This is a genomic window from Neosynechococcus sphagnicola sy1, from assembly GCF_000775285.1.
GTDB classification, from domain to species: Bacteria; Cyanobacteriota; Cyanobacteriia; order Neosynechococcales; family Neosynechococcaceae; genus Neosynechococcus; species Neosynechococcus sphagnicola.
Window position 1 is genome coordinate 26,010 of record NZ_JJML01000044.1, and the last position, 16,522, is coordinate 42,531.

Genomic DNA, 16,522 nt, shown 5'->3' on the forward strand with positions numbered 1-16,522 from the left:
AGAGCCCCTGTTTTATTTAGATGGTCAATGGCAGGTAGGAGTTCCCTTAAATCGAATAGTGGAGGGGGAATGACCGAGCTTCTTTGGGTTTAATATAGACCTGCTGTTGCGGCTCCAACTTTAATTCCCCAAAACGTTCCCGACTCAGGTGGGCAATCACCATTTGACCATCATCAAGGGCGAGTTCTGCTTGGACTTCTGAACCCAAGTGAATTAACCGAGAAATCCGGGCAGGAGAGGTTGAACCATTGGGAGTTGTGGTGATGACAACATCATGGGGACGGAGAAATACGTGGGGTTGGGCGCTGTCAAAGCCATTGTTCTGGAAGATTTGTGACGAGCTGGGCAGAACATTGACAGGGCCAATAAAACTCATGACAAAGGCCGTTGCTGGGTGGTCATAGATCTCAGCGGGGGTTCCTACCTGCTCGATCTGCCCCTTATTGGTGACGACAATCACATCAGCCACCTCCATGGCTTCTTCTTGGTCATGGGTGACAAACACCGTCGTGACATGGACTTCATCATGGAGACGGCGCAGCCAAGCCCGCAGATCCTTACGGACTTTGGCATCTAGAGCTCCAAAGGGTTCATCTAATAGCAAGACGTTTGGCTCTACTGCCAGCGATCGCGCTAAGGCAATCCGTTGCCGCTGCCCACCCGAGAGTTGGGAGGGGTAGCGATCGCCCATGCCACTTAACTGCACCAGATCCAGCAACGTATCCACCCGATTCTTGACCGTTGCTTTAGGCATTTTCCGGATTTCCATGCCAAAGGCAATATTCTGGCGCACGGTCATGTGCTTAAACAGTGCATAGTGTTGAAACACAAAACCGATATTGCGGTCTTGGACACTCTTATGGGTGGCATCTGTCCCAGTCAGAAAGATCTTGCCACTATCGGGGGTTTCCAGACCCGCGATCAAGCGCAGCAGGGTTGACTTCCCCGATCCAGATGGCCCTAGTAACGCCACCAGAGATCCTGTCTTAATCTCTAAGCTCACCTGATCGACTGCTTTGAAACTGCCGAAGTGTTTGGATACGTTTTCAACTACAATCCCCATGACCCCCAGACCTCTTGCAACAATTTAGTTTCGTGAATACCGCTTCCACAGCCCCTTACCCGCAGAGCAAACAATGCCCGGTTTGCCGCTCAGGTTACTGTAGTTTACATCATAAACCCCATGAAGTAAGGAGAAACTCCTGAGCACATCTACCCAGCCTATGGTGATTGTGCAACTGATCTTAGGCATGGGACAAAGGGGTACAGGTATCAGCAGCCTTGGATATTTGCTCTTTAGTTATTGTCACTCACCTTGGGAATCAGTTCTCAATGGCAGAATTCCCAACGGTGATTCCTCAAGTTTTTCCCCACTGCTTCCCAATTGCTTGACGGAGAGGGGGATGGGTGGCTTAAGAACCGTTTCCTGAATATCCTAACTGTTGATAGGAATGGTATGGGTAAAGGCAGGAGAGCGGTGGAGCCTCCCATTATTCCCCCATCGATGGAAGAGAGAATCTATTACTTTTTCTAATCTACCACCCACAGTTGTCCACTCAATCCTCCAGGGCACAGCGGATGGTATGTCTGGCGGCCTAACTCGCCCTCGATCATCCGTCACAGTTCCTCTCATGGGGTGTAAGCCACTCATACCTGGGGATATTCATTCAGTGAGAACCGCTGACATCGTGAGGATGCCTTAAAACTACGGTTTATCTATCGGAATTTAGTTGTATAATCTAAGCCAGTTTGCTACCATCTTTTCTAGATAACCTAAGGCTACGTTTGCACAAGTTTTTCTCAAGCACTGGAGCTATGAAATTACACCATCAGACAGAGCCAAGCTTCTACTACTTTGCCTATGGCTCCTGTATGTGTCCAGTGGATTTAAAACGGACGCTGGGTGAATCGACCCATTCCTACGTAGTTGGGCCAGCAACTCTTCATGGCTACCGCCTCGGCTTTTATCGCTACCTGTCCCATCGCAACTGTGGTGCCCTCGATATGGTGACTGATCCAACCGCAACGGTGGAGGGGGTATTGTATCGGCTGCCACAACGCTTGAGTGCTGCTCTCGACCACCGTGAAGAAGGATATCGCCACGAGGTCATTACAGTGCATTGCCAGAAACGACATTACACGAATGTCCGCACCTATGTGGTGATTGAAAAGTTAACTGCTGAAATTCCACCCAACGACTGGTATTTTCACGTTGTGCTGCGGGGGGCGACAACCTGTGGGTTGCCGGAGCATTACTGCTGGCAACTGTTCCAACACATGTACCAACTCCAGCAGCAACAAGCTGAGCGATCACAGCTACCGCAGTCCGCCTAAGCGATCGCAGCTAGGATCAGGACTGCGGCATTGAGTCTAGAACAGGGTTAGGGATTACTATCCCGGAACTATTGACAGTGTTTTGTAAAGATTGTTGATATTACTTAATTTTTTGTTACTATTGGTTTCATAAGCGCAGCAAGTAAAAATAGCTTGTAAAAGGTTTGTTTCTCCTCTCTCCTTCTACGTCTGGCTAAGTTATTTGTATTGGCTCTCCCTTCTCCCCAGCTTCTAGGCTGGGGATTTTTTGGCATGTCCGATCTCTGCGGGGTGAGTCGGGATTACTCAGCGGTATTGGTCATTCCGTCGGTTGAAGGACTTGTAATAGGCGTTTGCGCAAAGTACTGCCTCTCTGATCGGATTTTCATCCCACCGCTAACGCTGTTTCAAGATCAGGAGGGTAATGTCATCAAAGACTTTCTGGTCACCGATAAACTCTCTCAAGTCTTCAATGATTGCCTGCCGAATGTTACTGGCTGAGTCCTCACAGTGTCGGCGGAGAATCCCATACATCCGGTCTAACCCATATTGTTGGCGCTGAGCGTTCATGGCCTCAGTAATGCCATCTGTATAAAGGACTGCAATATCACCGGACTGGAGTTGAATTTGCGTTTCAGCAACAAAGGAAGTGATATCGGACTCTAGACCCAAGGGGAAGCCCAAGTCAAGGGTATCGATAGGTTCAATGCGACCATCCCGCCGGACAATAATCACTTCCTCATGTTGACCGCTGAGGGACAGCATCCCAGCCTCATAATTCAGTAAGGCTAGCGTCATGTTTTTGGGCGATCGCATCCGCTGGGTATTTTCATAGATGATGGTGTTGACCGTGTTTAAGAATCGCGTTGGATCGGTTTCTCCATGGGTCAATAGGGTACGCACGGCGGTCTGAGCCATGAGCATCACCACCCCGCTCTCCAACCCATGCCCAGTGACATCCCCAATGCCGATGCGAATCTTGCCTTCGTGTTGCAGCACATCGTAGTAGTCACCCCCAACCTCCGCCGCAGGCTCCATAAACCCAGCAATTTCTAACCCAATCACGGCTTCTAACTCAGCATCACTGGGCAGCAGCATCGTCTGTAGTTGCCGGGAGACTTCTAGTTCTGCCCCCATCCGCAGATTTTCATGCTTGAGTCGCTGGGTCAGTTGGATAATTTCTGCTTCGGCTAACTTGCGCTGGGTGATATCCTCGACGGTTCCCTCATAGCCAATCACTTCACCCAGGGGATCCTGGATGGCTCTGACAGACTCAGAAATCCAAATAATGCTGCCGTCTTTGCAATAAACCTGCGACTCAAATCCCTGAACCTTGCCTTGGGCTGCGATTAATTGGGTAAATTCACTGCGGCGGTGGGGATCGACATAGAGCTGATGTTCAATATCGGTTAAGGCCGTGATCAGTTCTTCGGCGGAGTCGTAGCCATAGATGCGAGCCAACATGGGGTTGGCAATTAGATAGTTCCCGGTCTGAGTTGTCTGGAAGATACCCTCTACAGCATTTTCAAAAATACCACGATATTTAGCTTCGGCTTCTCGGAGTGCATCGGCAATATTGTTAAATGATTGCACAACCTCTGTTAATTCATCGTGGCTTTCGAGTGCCATCTCCTCTGAAAAATTGCCATTAATCATGCGATCAGCGGCAGCACTCAATCCTGAAATGGTTTGCATCACACTCAGATAAAAACCTACAAAGAGATAACAAACGATAGCCAGGATGATCAAAACAAATGTCGTCAAAAAAACCTGTTTTCTAAAAAAACCATCAATGCGATTCTGCAACAGAATATCTAACTCGTCGATGGCGGTATTCCAGAACTGAAAGCTTTGCAGGAGGCTCTGATTAGCTTGGGCTAAGATCTGTTTTAGCTGCAAGGGCTGCCTTGCATCCAGTGGCAACAACAGCTCAGTTAATTTTCCAACATCCTCAGTTAAAAGGGTTAGAGGTTCGGTTAATTGGGGGACTAAATTTCCCTTAGGATTATTTGCAAAAGCCACTGCAATCTTTTGCTTCAGATTGGCTCTAAACTGCTTCAGGTTTACCCCAAGAAGCATCAGTTTTGCCTGTTCAGAGGGCAGAATACGCCCCCGGAGAATGGCCTGCTGGCTAATCAGATGAATCTCTGCGAGGTTTTTCTGAATTTCTGGCAGTTTCAGCAGCGTCGCATCCATGAGGTAATAACTATCGAGATCCGGATCAAGAATTAAGTTGGATTGATCTCCCACTTGAAATCTCAATTCATCTAAATTTTGTAAAACGTCTTGATAAGCAGGGATACTAGCACTCAAGTTTTGCTGGCGTTGTATCTCTGCCAGTTGATGCCAGCTGGCTTCCAGCCTTTTTAGCCGCTCGGTTGTCTGCAAGCGATCATTGAAAGCTTGATCCAGGATGCCCAGGCTCCGGAAATCCGTGGTGACGGCCAATGCCCTGGAGGTCGTCACCTGGGACGGCTGATGCAAGATCAGGCTGCGATGGCTGAAGAACTGATATTGAAATATCTTCTCTGAGAGTTGACTCAAGGGGCGGAGATAGAGATTCCCGACAATTTCTTTTTGGGCAAAATTAATCCGCGTCTGAATTTCAGACAGCAACAAATACATCACCAAGCCTAACGGCAGGATGAAAACGCAACTAATCAGGGCAAATTTTTGCGGGTACTTGAGCCGATGGATCAAAGTAGTGGCGGGCTGGAAGAATTGGGTAAGGTTCATCAATCATCAGACAATGGGTAGTCAACAACTTGGGATGTATCCATTAAACACCCATGGAATCCATCAAAGGTCTGCCGACCAGGACAGTAAGATCAGGCTAGCTCTCCTTAGAGTGCCCTAGTTGAACCCTAAAATTGATACCTCACCACTTAGATTTGACCAGTATTATTTTAAGATACTCTACACGTAATTTTACTGCCAATGGGAGCAGAGTCCTCCCCTGCCATCCTGGGAAGAGAATCGGGGAACTGCCTGTTATCTGTTAGCGTGGGAAGGCTGAAGCTCCCCCTGGATACCCGTTGATTCTATGAGTGCATTGGATACATCTCAACCCCCAACACCCCAGTGGCAGCAGGGACAAGTCTTGGAGTTAACCATTGATGATCTCGCTGACCAAGGAGAGGGAGTGGGGCGCTGGCAGCAGCGGGTGGTGTTTGTGCCGGATACCGTGATTGGCGATCGCGTAGCAGTGCGCCTGATCTATGTGAAACCCCAATATGCCCATGGGCGATTGCTACAAATTTTGGAACCGTCTCCCCACCGGGTGCGCCCCGCCTGTTTTGTCGCAGATAAGTGTGGCGGCTGCCAGTGGCAACAGGTTGAGTATGACTTGCAGTTGACGATCAAGCGCAATCTGGTGATCCAGGCGCTAGAGCGCATTGGTGGCTTCAGCAGCCCACCCGTAGACCCGATGCTCGCCGCAACCGATCCCTTGGGCTATCGGAACAAAGCCACCTATCCACTTGGGCTATCGGCCACCCGCCAAGTGCAAGCGGGTTACTACCAGCGGGGCAGCCATCAACTGATTAACTTAAATCAGTGCCCGGTTCAAGATGGGCGGCTAAACCCTCTCCTGGCAGCGATTAAACTGGATATTCAGCAACGGGGCTGGTCGATTTACGACGAAAGTACCCATACCGGTACCTTACGCCATCTGTCCCTGCGGATTGGGCGGCGAACTGGGGAAGTGCTACTGACTCTGGTGGCGAAAACCGCAGACTTGCCGGACTTAGAACTCCAGGCGCAGGAGTGGCTTCATCGCTATCCTCAGGTTGTCGGGGTGGCCTTGAATTTAAATCCAGCGGCAACCAACACCATCTTTGGAAGGCAAACCCAGGCGATCGCAGGCCGAATTTGGTTGGGAGAAGAGTTTGCCGGACTCAAGTTTCAGATCCAGCCCACCACCTTTTTCCAGGTCTTCACGGAACAAGCCGAACGACTCCTAGGGGTGATCTTGCAGCAGCTCCACCTTCAGGGTGATGAATTGTTGGTCGATGCCTACTGCGGCATTGGCACCTTGACCCTGCCCCTAGCAACGGAGGTTCGACAGGCCATTGGGTTAGAAGTGCAACCCGAGGCCGTCGCCCAGGCTGAGAAAAATGCGGCATTGAATCGACTCACCAATGTGACCTTCCAGACCGGAACGGTTGAGGAACAACTGCCAGCCCTGATCCAACCACCTGACATTGTGGTGTTAGACCCCCCGCGCAAAGGCTGCGATCGCTCTGTTTTAGCCACCCTACAGCAAATCCAGCCGCACCAGATTGTCTATGTCAGTTGCAACCCAGCAACCTTGGCACGGGATCTGAAGATCCTCTGTGAGGACGGACGTTATCAGCTCCAGCGGGTTCAGCCCGCCGACTTCTTTCCCCAAACTTCCCATGTGGAAGCTGCTGCCTTTTTGGTACGGCTTCCTCTCTCCGGGAGAACCCCTTAGCCCGGATCAATGCACTGGGCAGACACTTGGGCTTTGCCCAGTTCTCTCACCAAACGCCGAGCTTGATGTTTATAAAGCAGGGTGGGCAAGGCGGCGGGGAGTTGCTCCATGATCCTGCGCGAGACCTGAAGGTTGCAGCCACTGATGCGGGTGATCACCGTGGCTCCGCTAAAGGTTGATTCAGGGGTGCTGGCCTTTTCCACCCAGACTTGCCAGGTTCTGGGGATCAACTCACCCCGTTCAATCCGTTGCAGTCCCTCAATGGTTGCCAGAACTACAAGGCGATCGCCCCCATGCAGCCGCAGATCATCTGATGGCATCCATCGCAGGGATTTCTCTGTGGCTGCTTCATAGAGAATCGGCACCACATCATACCCATAGGCAACTTCTGACAACAACAACCCCTGGAGGGTGTCATGGACTTCGATGTGGTACTCCGTCACTAGCACCGTCTGCTGATCCAGGTGAAATAGATTGAGAATGTTTTCCCCAAAGGCAGCGCCAGCAAAGGCTGCCGCTGCCAGTGCCGAGGTACAAATTACCTTGGCATAGGGTAACAGTTGTCCCAAATTATCACTAAAGAGTTGATCATCCATCCGAATCACCAAGCCAGCCGTAGGATTGGCGGCATGGGCCATCAGACCCACTTCCAGATTCACCATCTCATCATCGGTGACCACAATTACACTTTTGGCCGTTGCCAGATTCACCCGGGTGAGGGCATCGGCAACATCTCCCACCACCATCGGCATCGTGGGTAACACATTCGTCGCTAGTTCGGTGCGGCCTATGCCGATTAGGGGGTGTTTCAGTTCTTGTAAAAAGGCCGCTACCCTCAGCCCCATCCGCCCCAAGCCGATCAAGACAATATGTCCCTGTTCCGGACTCCTGGGTCGCTGGGCCATAAACTGAAAGCGGCTACTCAAGAGCACCCCGGTTAACAAAGCGTACAGCACCCCTACTAACGCAGTTCCGGCGAGGGCCATGCCCAAGCTGAACAGCTTTAACCAGTTGGGAATCGGATCTGCGATCTTCACCCCGCCAAAAACATCTCCATAGCCTCCCAACAACAGGCTGGCAGAAGTATGAAAGGCATCTAAAACCGAGACACCAGGATAGTTGAGGCGGTAGAGGAGGGTGCCCACAGCCCCTAGAAGCACGACGGCGATCGCGCACAGCATCGCTACCCGCTGGCTCTGGTCTTGCGTATTGGCCTGCCACCACTGCTGTAAACCCCCTTGCCAAGCTTGCCAAAACCTAGGTTGAAGCCAGCTTGGCCCAGCCGCGAGGGCGGGAGGCGGTGGGGTGGTGGTTGCTGCTAGGGACGAGACTTCGTACCCCGTTTGTGCGGCAATGCTGTTATCAAGCATCTCCACATAAATCAGTGTGTCCCCCGGACAGACCATGGCATCAGGTTCCCAGGTGTGAAAAGACTGAACCCCGAGGGAGTTCGTCCCACAACTCAGCATCCGGCGAGTGCGACTATTGAGATCGTAAAATTGCCGTCGATAGCTCCAGCTATCGTTGACTTGCAACGGGCGGCGCACCACCCGCAAGAGTTGACCCTCTAGGTAAAAAACGCGCCTGGGTCTGCTTCCCTAAGGCTGCTAGCGCAAAGGCAGAGGTTGACAACTGGGCAGGCTCAAAGGCGACAAAATTCCCTAAGCTTTGTTGCAGGAGTTCGTTGAGATTCTGTTTGGCCGATCTAACCACTAGCCGAATGCGGGGATGGAGTCGTCGAGCTGTTAATGCGGCTTCAATGTTGATCTGTTCATTGCTGGTCACCATCAGGACAGCCTGACAGTCTTGAATTCTGGCCTGCTCCAACACCCGAGGGAGCCGACAATCCCCGAGGATGAATTCATCTAACTGCTCCAGTAAATCTGGGATTCCCCAATCCTGGGGCTGTTGTCGATCAATGGCGATCACCAAGACACCAAATTCTCGCAATGCCGCCGCACAGTGCTGTCCCAGACTACCCAAACCACAAACTAGAAACCGCTGACTGCGCGGCGGGGACGCAGATTCGGACTGAGAGGGAAGGACTGAGTCAGAACGCATACCCAATTCGCTGGTGAGATTAAGGGCTTAAGGACTCCATCCGGCAGTGGGATTGTCGTCATTCTCTTCATCCTCCGGGTAGCCCACCATGTTGGGGCTAATCAGCGTGATATCAAATTCATCGGGAGGAATTGTAAACACCGCATCCCGCCGCAGCAGGTAGTAGATGGCACGCACCTGGGGGCCAAACACCACTTCATCCTCATTTTTCAGGTCATACACCTGCATTTTGCGGCCATTGACCAGCAAGCCATTGGCACTGGGCTTGCCATCAAGGCTGCCATCGACAATCCGGTAGTAATAGCTGCCATCTTCCTGGGGGAGTTGCACCAGGGTGGCATGACGACGGGAGACAAACTGAGAAACCAAGCGAATGTCACACTTAGCATCCCTGCCAATTGAGTAGGTGGGGCTATCTAAGATAAACTCCCGGCGTCCCTTGTCATCTTCAATAATGAGGAGGTGATTCTGATGTGCTTCTGAAGACATTGTTCAAGTGCAGGCGACGCAGTAACAGAGAATTCGTTACAACACTAACAGAACTAAAGGCCATCATGGCTCCTGCCACGGCTGGACTTAGGGTAAATCCAAAACCGGGAAGCAGAACCCCGGCTGCCACTGGAATTCCTAGGGTGTTGTAAACCAGTGCCCAAAATAGATTTTGACGGATTTTTTGGAAGGTAGCACGGCCTAATCGAATTGATTCTACAACGTCTGTTAAGCGATCGCGCATCAGAACGATATCCGCTGTTTCCACCGCAACGTCGGTTCCCCCCTGGAGGGCAATGCCAACATCGGCTTGAGCCAAGGCCGGCCCATCGTTGATCCCATCTCCCACCATGGCAACGTGATGTCCCAGGCTTTGCAAATCGGCGATCGTCTGGGCTTTGTCCGCTGGGCGCACCCCAGCGATCACATCGGCGGCTACCAAACCCAGAGGTTGGGCGATGGACTGCGCTACTTCCTGACTATCCCCACTGAGAAGCATCACTCGTAAGCCCTGCTGTTTCAGGCGGGTGACCGCCGCCAGACTCTCTGGACGCAGGGTATCGGCAACGGCGATTAAACCTACCAAGGTATCGGCGATCGCGCCATAGACCACGGTTTTCCCCGCTGATTGCAGCGCCTGTGCCTGAGCCAGGGCTGGAGCATCAATGGGGATGCCCTGTTCGCTTAACCAGCGCTCACTCCCCAAGCGGACAATCTGCCCTTGAATTTGGGCGGCAACGCCGTGTCCAGGTTCGGTTCGAAAGTCGGTAGCGGCTAAGCGGGGGAGGTTTTGGGTCACGGCTTGCTGCTGAATCGCCACAGCCAAGGGATGACAAGCGCCCTGCTCCACCGATGCTGCGAGTTGCAATAACCCGGAGGCATCTAGGGTAACCGGCATCCTTGCCAGTGGCTGGGGAGCCAGCAGTAGACAATCCGTCACCGTCGGGGTGCCAGTGGTTAGAGTCCCTGTTTTATCAAAGACCACAGTGTCTAAGCCATGAACCTGCTCTAGGACATCACCGCCACGAATCAGCAACCCTCGCTCTGACCCCAGACTCGTGCCCACCAGAATGGCGGTGGGAGTGGCCAGTCCCAGGGCACAGGGGCAGGCCACCACAAGCACTGAAATCGCCAGCTTTAAGCTCAGCACCAGCGGAGAAGCCTGCACCCAAGTGTGGGCATGGGGTAGGGTGGACTGATGCAGTGGCAAGTTGAGAACCTCCGGCCACACCTGGGTACCAATCTCGTACCAAAACAAAAACGTCAGGAGGGCGATCGCCAGAACCCCATAGGTAAAGTACCCCGCAACAGCATCTGCCAGCTTTTGAATCGGGGCTTTACGGGTTTGGGCGGCTTCTACCAAGGCGACAATCTGAGCCAGGGTCGTATTTTTCCCGGTGCGCGTTGCTTGCAGGCAGATCATGCCTGAATGATTTAAGGTGCCGGCACTGACATGATCGCCGGGTTGCTTGCTCACCGAGGCCGCTTCCCCGGTGAGCATTGACTCATCCACGGTGGTGTGACCAATGACGACCTGCCCATCCACGGGAATCGCCTCTCCTGGCAAGACTTGCAGCCATTGTCCCACCTGCACCTGATCCACGGGAATTTCCTGGCTGGCCCAGGGGGGAGGCTGGGAATGGGAGGGGATCCAGCGAGCCACTCTCGGCTGGAGAGAGACCAAGGAGTGCAAGGAGCTGAGGGCACGGTGACGCGCCTGCTGTTCCAGGGTACGTCCTAGCAAGATAAACCCCACGAGCATCACGGGTTCGTCAAAAAAACACTCCCACCCAAGGGTGGGGAACAGCAGCGCCACACAACTGGTGAGATAGGCTGTTAGGGTTCCCAAACCCACCAGGGTATTCATATTGGGGGCACCTTGCCAAGCCCCCCGCCACCCTTCTAGGAGGATGGATCGTCCTGGGATCAAGAGGGCTAAGGTTGCTAATCCCCAGTGGAATCCGATGTGGCTCAAAGCTGGGAACTGAAACCAACCCAGGGTATGGAGGTGACCCAACCCAGACAGGATCACAAGTCCCCCTGCGATCGCGACTTGGCGAATCTGTTGGCGAATTTGCCCCCGTTGTTGTTCAGTTGGTGTCTGAGCAGAAACAGCCTCTGAGACGGGTTGATCGGGGCGAACCTGACTGGGGAAACCCGCAGCGGTCAACTTCTCCGCCAAGGCAGCCCCATCCAAGAGGGCAGGATCGCACTCCACGGTGGCCACCGCCGTCACCAGGTTGACGCAGGCTGAAATCACCCCCGGATAGTGACCTAATTGCTGTTCCACCACGCGCACACAACCGGCACATTTCATCCCCTGAACCTCCAAGGTCAAGGTGCTGGTTGGAGCCCCCAGCGGCAGGTTTTGTTTTAAAGAAGCGGTCATAACCCAATCTCAAACAATGGTGAAGCCTGCTAGCCCTGACGAATCAGCAGCCAGCGGAGGGTTTTGGAATGATAGGGCTGGTAAGGCAGATGAGAACCTGATTGCCAACCGTTGATCCAGTAGGACTCACTGAAACGCCATGACTCAATGCTTTGAGGCGATGTCTATAACTTCCAGAGTATTTCATCCATACCAATGCACTAAAAGTTGCCAATCTAGCACCCTCAGCAATGGCTTTATATAACAAAAAAAACAGTCAACCATCAAAAAACTGGTTCATCTGTTAGCCTGTTAGATAGCAAGCCGATCATGGCTGCTTCTAGTGCAGCTGAACTCAACCATAACACTTCCTTCTCAACCCCCTAGTGGTTTGTCAACTTTGATTTTATGATTTGTAAAAATCAAAATCATCCAGATTGAACATATTTTTAGGAGTTCCAGACTCTCTAAAAATAGTCTTGACAGATGCCTAGACCTCTCTGTAAAGATCTCAGATTGACTGCTTGCCCTTGGTGACGAGATCACAAAAATACAATGCGAATTTTTAATCGCCCCCCTCAATCTGAAACTGAAGCTCGTACCCGCATTCTGCGGGAAGCAGAGCGATTATTTGCCCAGCGGGGTTTTGATGGCACCACCACCCGCGACCTAGCTCAAGCTGCGGGGGTGGCCGAAGGAACCTTGTTTCGCCATTTTCCCAACAAGAAATCCATCCTGACGGAAGTGGTGACCCAGGGATGGATAGAAATCCTCACCGATCTCTTAACAGAACTGAGTGAGATGGCAAACTTTAGAGCGATTAGCAAAGTCATGCATCGGCGGATGTTGAATATGCACCAGAACGCCGATCGCCTGCGGGTTTGTTTTGTAGAAGCTCAACTGCACCCAGATCTGCGCGATCGCATCCAGACCGATGTAATTGCGAAAATGACCGATGTGGCCGAAGGTTTTTTTCCAAACAGCAATGGATCAAGGAATTTATCGCCCCATGAATCCGAAAATTGTCGCTCAGGTGTTTCTGGGGATGTTTGCTATCGCGGGATTCAGCCAAGAAACGATCCTAGAACCCGGATCATCGCTGCGCTCCCTACAAGAAATGGCGGAAGGGTTGGCGGACATTTTTCTCAATGGAGTGCTCGTTAAGCCTTGAACCCCTAGGACAGTGGTTAATCATTTCCTGCAATTAACTTCCGCAGAGACTCTAGTCCTTTCTTCACCCGCCGGGATACGGTGACGGCACTAACTCCCAGTAGTTCAGCGGTCTCTTTTTGGGTGAGATCCTGGAGAAACACAAACTCCAAAATTTCACAGGTTTTTTGCTCTAGCTGGACAAGAGCTTGTCGAAGCCGGATTTGATCTTCTTGAGACAGTTGAAAACTGCGATATTGAGTGTCGGGAACTAGATCACCGAGAAAGGTTGCCCCAACTTCGTCATCCCGAACCGGGGCATCTAAGCTCAGAGGCACACGATTGCGTCCGGCTAGCTTCACTTCCTGCCACTCTGCCAGGGAAATTTCCAGGGCTGTGGCAATTTCTATGTCGTTGGGATGCCGTCCTAAGTCTGTCTGTAAGGTGCGCATCACCTGAACGGCTTGGCGCTGCAAGGTTAACCAGCGGCGTGGAATCCGGAGGGAGGGGCTTTTATCTCGCAGGTAATGCTGAATTTCACCCCGAATGTAGGGAACGGCAAAGGAACTAAAGGCATGCCCTTTTGCCATTTCAAAGCGCTCAATGGCTCGTATGAGGCCGATACTACCTACTTGCAGCAGGTCATCATAATTCTCAGTACATTGATGCACCCAGTGATGCACCTCCTTCCTCACTAGCCCCAGATTCAGCTCCACCAGACGATTGCGAATCTCAGCAGACTGGGTTCTTTGGTAGTCCCGCAGCAGCTGTAAACTCTCGTTCTTGAGGTCACTGGTGATTGGAGTGGACATAATCTGAATTTATCCAGGCTAGATTACCAGATGTATACTCAACCAAAGTTATAGCAAGAAATTCACGAACGACACCGTGTCATAAAACACAGGCTACAACTGAATGGATTACTACATCCTCTAAGCAAAGATTGAGTCGCAACAATGTCATTATCACTGAAAGCAAAGGAATCGTTTGTATAGAGTCTGTAAAGATTAGCCTTCCATAGATATTTTTAGATCAAGGAATGGGTAGGGAAGGTATATTTCGCAACCAGAAGCTTTCGGTACTCAGCTCCGGAATTGGCGACAAAATCAGGGATTGGGGGGTTGGCCGATCCAGATTGGGTTCTAAAACCCTCTTACGTCAGCGGCAGATTCAGGGAAGCCGATGAACCGGAAGCGGCAGGAATACCCACAAATCCCGGTAAGGAACTGGCAGCTGGCAATTGGCACAGGGGCAAAGCCCCTTGAACGGCTTGGTGAAAACCGACATCGGTATTCTCAAAGGTTAGGTGCTGACGGAGGTAATTCCCCCACATAAATTCCTGGAAAGGGATGTCTGATTTTTGATAACCGCCAGCTCTCAGAACTGCCCAGGCCAAACCCCGGTAGACATCATCGGGGAGATCCGCTAGCCGATGGGGAATGCTGCGGGGGTCAATGGGACCATTGCCATTTTTGTCGTAGCGGTAGACCCACTGATGCTCGATCATCAGGTGCCAGAATTCAGCTTCTGTATGGTTCCTACAGTTCTCCAAAACTTTGACATAGACGGTTTCCCTCAGTCCCGTCCGTTGAATGGCGATCGCCCGATGGTGATGGTCTACAACAAAGGGAGTACCGTTAGGGGCAATGGCAATGGGAATATAGTGCTCGCGGAGATACTCATCTAACGTTGCTGGGGTCATGGCAGTAAACTGCTGCATGCGGTAGTTCACCTCTCGGTAACCCAAGGATGGCTGAGCCGGATGCAGCTGGGCAACTGGGATCACAGCCAGCACGCCTGTGGGCGCATCAGCACTAAATCCAGGAAGGGGAACCATAGGGATAGGAGAAAGGGCTGTCCCCAGACTAGCAAAATCACTGCTGTTTCACTCCATCCCTTCCGATCAGAAAGGCATCCAGGCACGCTGGACTCACGGGATGCAACGCTGCCTCTAAAACCTCGGTGGCTCTGTCCTGCCAAGCTTGGGTGGCGGGGGGCGGCATCTGCGAAATCTGCTGTACCCTGGCTTGTAGGTCTGTCGGCGTGGTGGCGACCCAGTGAATATCGGGGGCAGCTTCTAGGGGATTGAGATTGAGAAAGTTCTCAGAGCGGACGAAAATGGGTTTCACCCCATACTGAAGGGCTTCATAGCAAACAAGGGTATAGGTATAGAGCAGGATATCCACTGTCGGCAACAGCTGACTAATGGGGGTATTGACAACCTGAATCTGGGTCTGGCTAGCTGGAATTCTGGCATACCGAGCTACCTGTCCCCAGTCAACGAGGGGATGACATTTGATCATCACGGTGACGTTGGGATCGGCACCAAAGGCTTGAACAGCTTTAGACACCAACTCCACCGAGTCCCCCAACCCAATGGAAGTTGCCACTAAGATCCGCAATCGGCAAGGAGGATGGGCTTTCACCGCAGCCGGATCTGCCCAGAGATAGGCATGGCGCAGGGCACATCCCCGCACTACTTTTTCCTTAGGAAAACCCTCAGCGATCAGCAAGTGCTGAAATAAGCTGCCCCCAGCCACAATCCTGTCAGGGAGGGGGCGCAGCCCTAATTCATGGGCGGCGGGGTAGAGGCACAGCGCCAGACGGGAAAAATTCCCATTGTCGTAGCCGACGATCGCCGTATGGGGGAGATAATGGCGCACCGACCAGGCTAAGGCTTGTTCCCAACTATGCCCCTCACAGGTGTGGATGATCTGTCGGGGCTGCATGTTTCGGGTGGCTAAGGAGGCGATGCAGGCTCCATAGGTGAGGGTAAAGGCCAAGGTATTGCGAGTTTGTTCGAGATGTTCCTGGGTGAGGCGATAGGTGGGTACCCCAGCAATGGCATCCTCTGGGTTCAGACAGGGTTGAAACGCTTGGGCCTGCTGCTGACAGGTTTGCCAATCCACCTCGGTGAGTAATAACTCCAGAAACAGAAAGGTTTCACCACTCTGCAACAATCGGTCAATGGCTTCGGGGTAAGGAATAGTATGGAGAATTCGTGGTACATAGACCACTCGCAAACCACGATCGCGCAGCATCGGCGCTAGATCACCCAGGTGGGGATCAATGTAGTGACCATCCGGATCAAAGTTACGGCGATCGACCCAGGTCAACAGCAGGATGGTGGTGGGGTCGATCCAGTTGTCATCAATCTTCACCCCTCGGAGGGCTAAAATCCGCTGCCAGTAAGTCAAGAGATCTTCCTTGGGCTGACGCTGGTCGGGCGGGGGGCGGGGGGCGGAACCAGGATCGCCCAGAGTTGCCATGCGGTGAGGTAGATCCGTCCCAGGAGCCGTCGTCCCTGCGATCGCCTCTGGGGTGGTGACTGAATCGGAGCCGGGCAAGAGATCTGCTGCAGTTGATATCCCTGAGCGATGGCAAACTCTGTGACTTCAGCTGCTAAAGCTGGGGTGGCGCAAATCATCAAGGTGGGGACTGAAAAACCGACGGTGAGTAAGTCTTGGGCAACGCCCAGCAGGCAGAGGCGAAGGAAAAACAGCGAGTAGGGATTCTTCGCCGCCAGTTCCGATGCCCACCAGGCCAGGGAGTGATGGCGTTGGGAGAGATCACCGATCCAGTCAAGGTAGGGCTGACGGAGTTTCCAGGCCATGGCATCCAGAGCATCGGCAATCGACAGCCGCTGCATCCTAGGACAGAGCCAGGACTCTACTTGGACACGCCAGGTA

11 protein-coding genes and 1 pseudogene are annotated in these 16,522 nt (G+C 52.4%); 3 read left to right on the plus strand and 9 right to left on the minus strand.

Annotated features, from left to right (window positions below; translation table 11 throughout):
• Positions 1 to 46: 46 nt before the first annotated feature.
• A complete protein-coding gene (locus DO97_RS16205) occupies positions 47 to 1,063 on the minus strand; it encodes a sulfate/molybdate ABC transporter ATP-binding protein (RefSeq protein ID WP_036535388.1) in 1,017 nt (338 codons plus the stop codon).
• Between the two features lie 752 nt (positions 1,064 to 1,815).
• Here DO97_RS16205 and DO97_RS16210 point away from each other — a divergent pair.
• Positions 1,816 to 2,334, plus strand: coding sequence for a gamma-glutamylcyclotransferase family protein (locus tag DO97_RS16210; protein ID WP_081980809.1), 519 nt, complete (start codon positions 1,816 to 1,818; stop codon positions 2,332 to 2,334).
• Between the two features lie 375 nt (positions 2,335 to 2,709).
• On the opposite strand, the gene DO97_RS16215 is transcribed toward DO97_RS16210, so the two are convergent.
• Complete coding sequence (locus tag DO97_RS16215) at positions 2,710 to 5,049, minus strand: SpoIIE family protein phosphatase (protein WP_036535430.1); 2,340 nt, start codon at positions 5,047 to 5,049, stop codon at positions 2,710 to 2,712.
• A 307-nt stretch (positions 5,050 to 5,356) separates the two neighbouring features.
• Between DO97_RS16215 and rlmD the strand changes: the two genes are divergently transcribed.
• Complete coding sequence (gene rlmD, locus DO97_RS16220) at positions 5,357 to 6,766, plus strand: 23S rRNA (uracil(1939)-C(5))-methyltransferase RlmD (RefSeq protein WP_052128854.1); 1,410 nt, start codon at positions 5,357 to 5,359, stop codon at positions 6,764 to 6,766.
• Here the strand turns inward: rlmD and DO97_RS16225 are convergent.
• Genes DO97_RS16225 through DO97_RS16235 form a run of 4 tightly spaced genes read right to left on the minus strand, consistent with a single transcriptional unit; the run spans position 6,763 to position 11,705 of the window.
• The gene (locus tag DO97_RS16225; protein WP_204368685.1) at positions 6,763 to 8,316 is read right to left on the minus strand and encodes a potassium channel family protein; all 1,554 of its coding nucleotides are present in this window, start codon (positions 8,314 to 8,316) and stop codon (positions 6,763 to 6,765) included. The genes rlmD and DO97_RS16225 overlap by 4 nt on opposite strands.
• Positions 8,285 to 8,827 carry a potassium channel family protein gene (locus DO97_RS25400; protein WP_204368686.1) on the minus strand — a complete coding sequence of 181 codons (543 nt, stop codon included), beginning with the start codon at positions 8,825 to 8,827 and terminating at the stop codon, positions 8,285 to 8,287. The genes DO97_RS16225 and DO97_RS25400 overlap by 32 nt, the downstream gene beginning before the upstream one ends.
• Positions 8,828 to 8,854: 27 nt before the next feature.
• Positions 8,855 to 9,316 (minus strand): FHA domain-containing protein, encoded by a 462-nt coding sequence (locus DO97_RS16230; protein ID WP_036535391.1) that lies wholly within the window; start codon positions 9,314 to 9,316, stop codon positions 8,855 to 8,857.
• On the minus strand, positions 9,276 to 11,705 hold the full coding sequence (locus DO97_RS16235; RefSeq protein ID WP_052128855.1) for a heavy metal translocating P-type ATPase: 2,430 nt from the start codon (positions 11,703 to 11,705) through the stop codon (positions 9,276 to 9,278). The genes DO97_RS16230 and DO97_RS16235 overlap by 41 nt, the downstream gene beginning before the upstream one ends.
• 534 nt (positions 11,706 to 12,239) lie before the next feature.
• On the opposite strand from DO97_RS16235, the pseudogene DO97_RS16240 reads away from it, so the two are divergent.
• A pseudogene (locus tag DO97_RS16240) lies at positions 12,240 to 12,855 on the plus strand (TetR/AcrR family transcriptional regulator).
• A 16-nt stretch (positions 12,856 to 12,871) separates the two neighbouring features.
• Here DO97_RS16240 and DO97_RS16245 read toward each other — a convergent pair.
• From DO97_RS16245 to DO97_RS16255, 3 genes are all read right to left on the minus strand, one after another.
• Complete coding sequence (locus DO97_RS16245; protein ID WP_036535393.1) at positions 12,872 to 13,645, minus strand: RNA polymerase sigma factor SigF; 774 nt, start codon at positions 13,643 to 13,645, stop codon at positions 12,872 to 12,874.
• Between the two features lie 341 nt (positions 13,646 to 13,986).
• Entirely contained in the window at positions 13,987 to 14,670 is a 684-nt protein-coding gene (locus tag DO97_RS16250) for a ParB-like protein (RefSeq protein ID WP_052128856.1), read from the minus strand.
• A 37-nt stretch (positions 14,671 to 14,707) separates the two neighbouring features.
• The gene (locus DO97_RS16255) at positions 14,708 to 16,180 is read right to left on the minus strand and encodes a hypothetical protein (RefSeq protein ID WP_162183014.1); all 1,473 of its coding nucleotides are present in this window, start codon (positions 16,178 to 16,180) and stop codon (positions 14,708 to 14,710) included.
• Positions 16,181 to 16,522 lie beyond the last annotated feature (342 nt).

Bases quoted from the DNA above. Each gene is read 5' to 3' on its own strand.
- DO97_RS16205 (WP_036535388.1), bottom strand. From the start codon at position 1,063: ATGGGGATTGTAGTTGAAAACGTATCCAAACACTTCGGCAGTTTCAAA.
- DO97_RS16210 (WP_081980809.1), top strand. From the start codon at position 1,816: ATGAAATTACACCATCAGACAGAGCCAAGCTTCTACTACTTTGCCTAT.
- DO97_RS16215 (WP_036535430.1), bottom strand. From the start codon at position 5,049: ATGAACCTTACCCAATTCTTCCAGCCCGCCACTACTTTGATCCATCGG.
- rlmD (WP_052128854.1), top strand. From the start codon at position 5,357: ATGAGTGCATTGGATACATCTCAACCCCCAACACCCCAGTGGCAGCAG.
- DO97_RS25400 (WP_204368686.1), bottom strand. From the start codon at position 8,827: ATGCGTTCTGACTCAGTCCTTCCCTCTCAGTCCGAATCTGCGTCCCCG.
- DO97_RS16230 (WP_036535391.1), bottom strand. From the start codon at position 9,316: ATGTCTTCAGAAGCACATCAGAATCACCTCCTCATTATTGAAGATGAC.
- DO97_RS16235 (WP_052128855.1), bottom strand. From the start codon at position 11,705: ATGACCGCTTCTTTAAAACAAAACCTGCCGCTGGGGGCTCCAACCAGC.
- DO97_RS16245 (WP_036535393.1), bottom strand. From the start codon at position 13,645: ATGTCCACTCCAATCACCAGTGACCTCAAGAACGAGAGTTTACAGCTG.
- DO97_RS16250 (WP_052128856.1), bottom strand. From the start codon at position 14,670: ATGGTTCCCCTTCCTGGATTTAGTGCTGATGCGCCCACAGGCGTGCTG.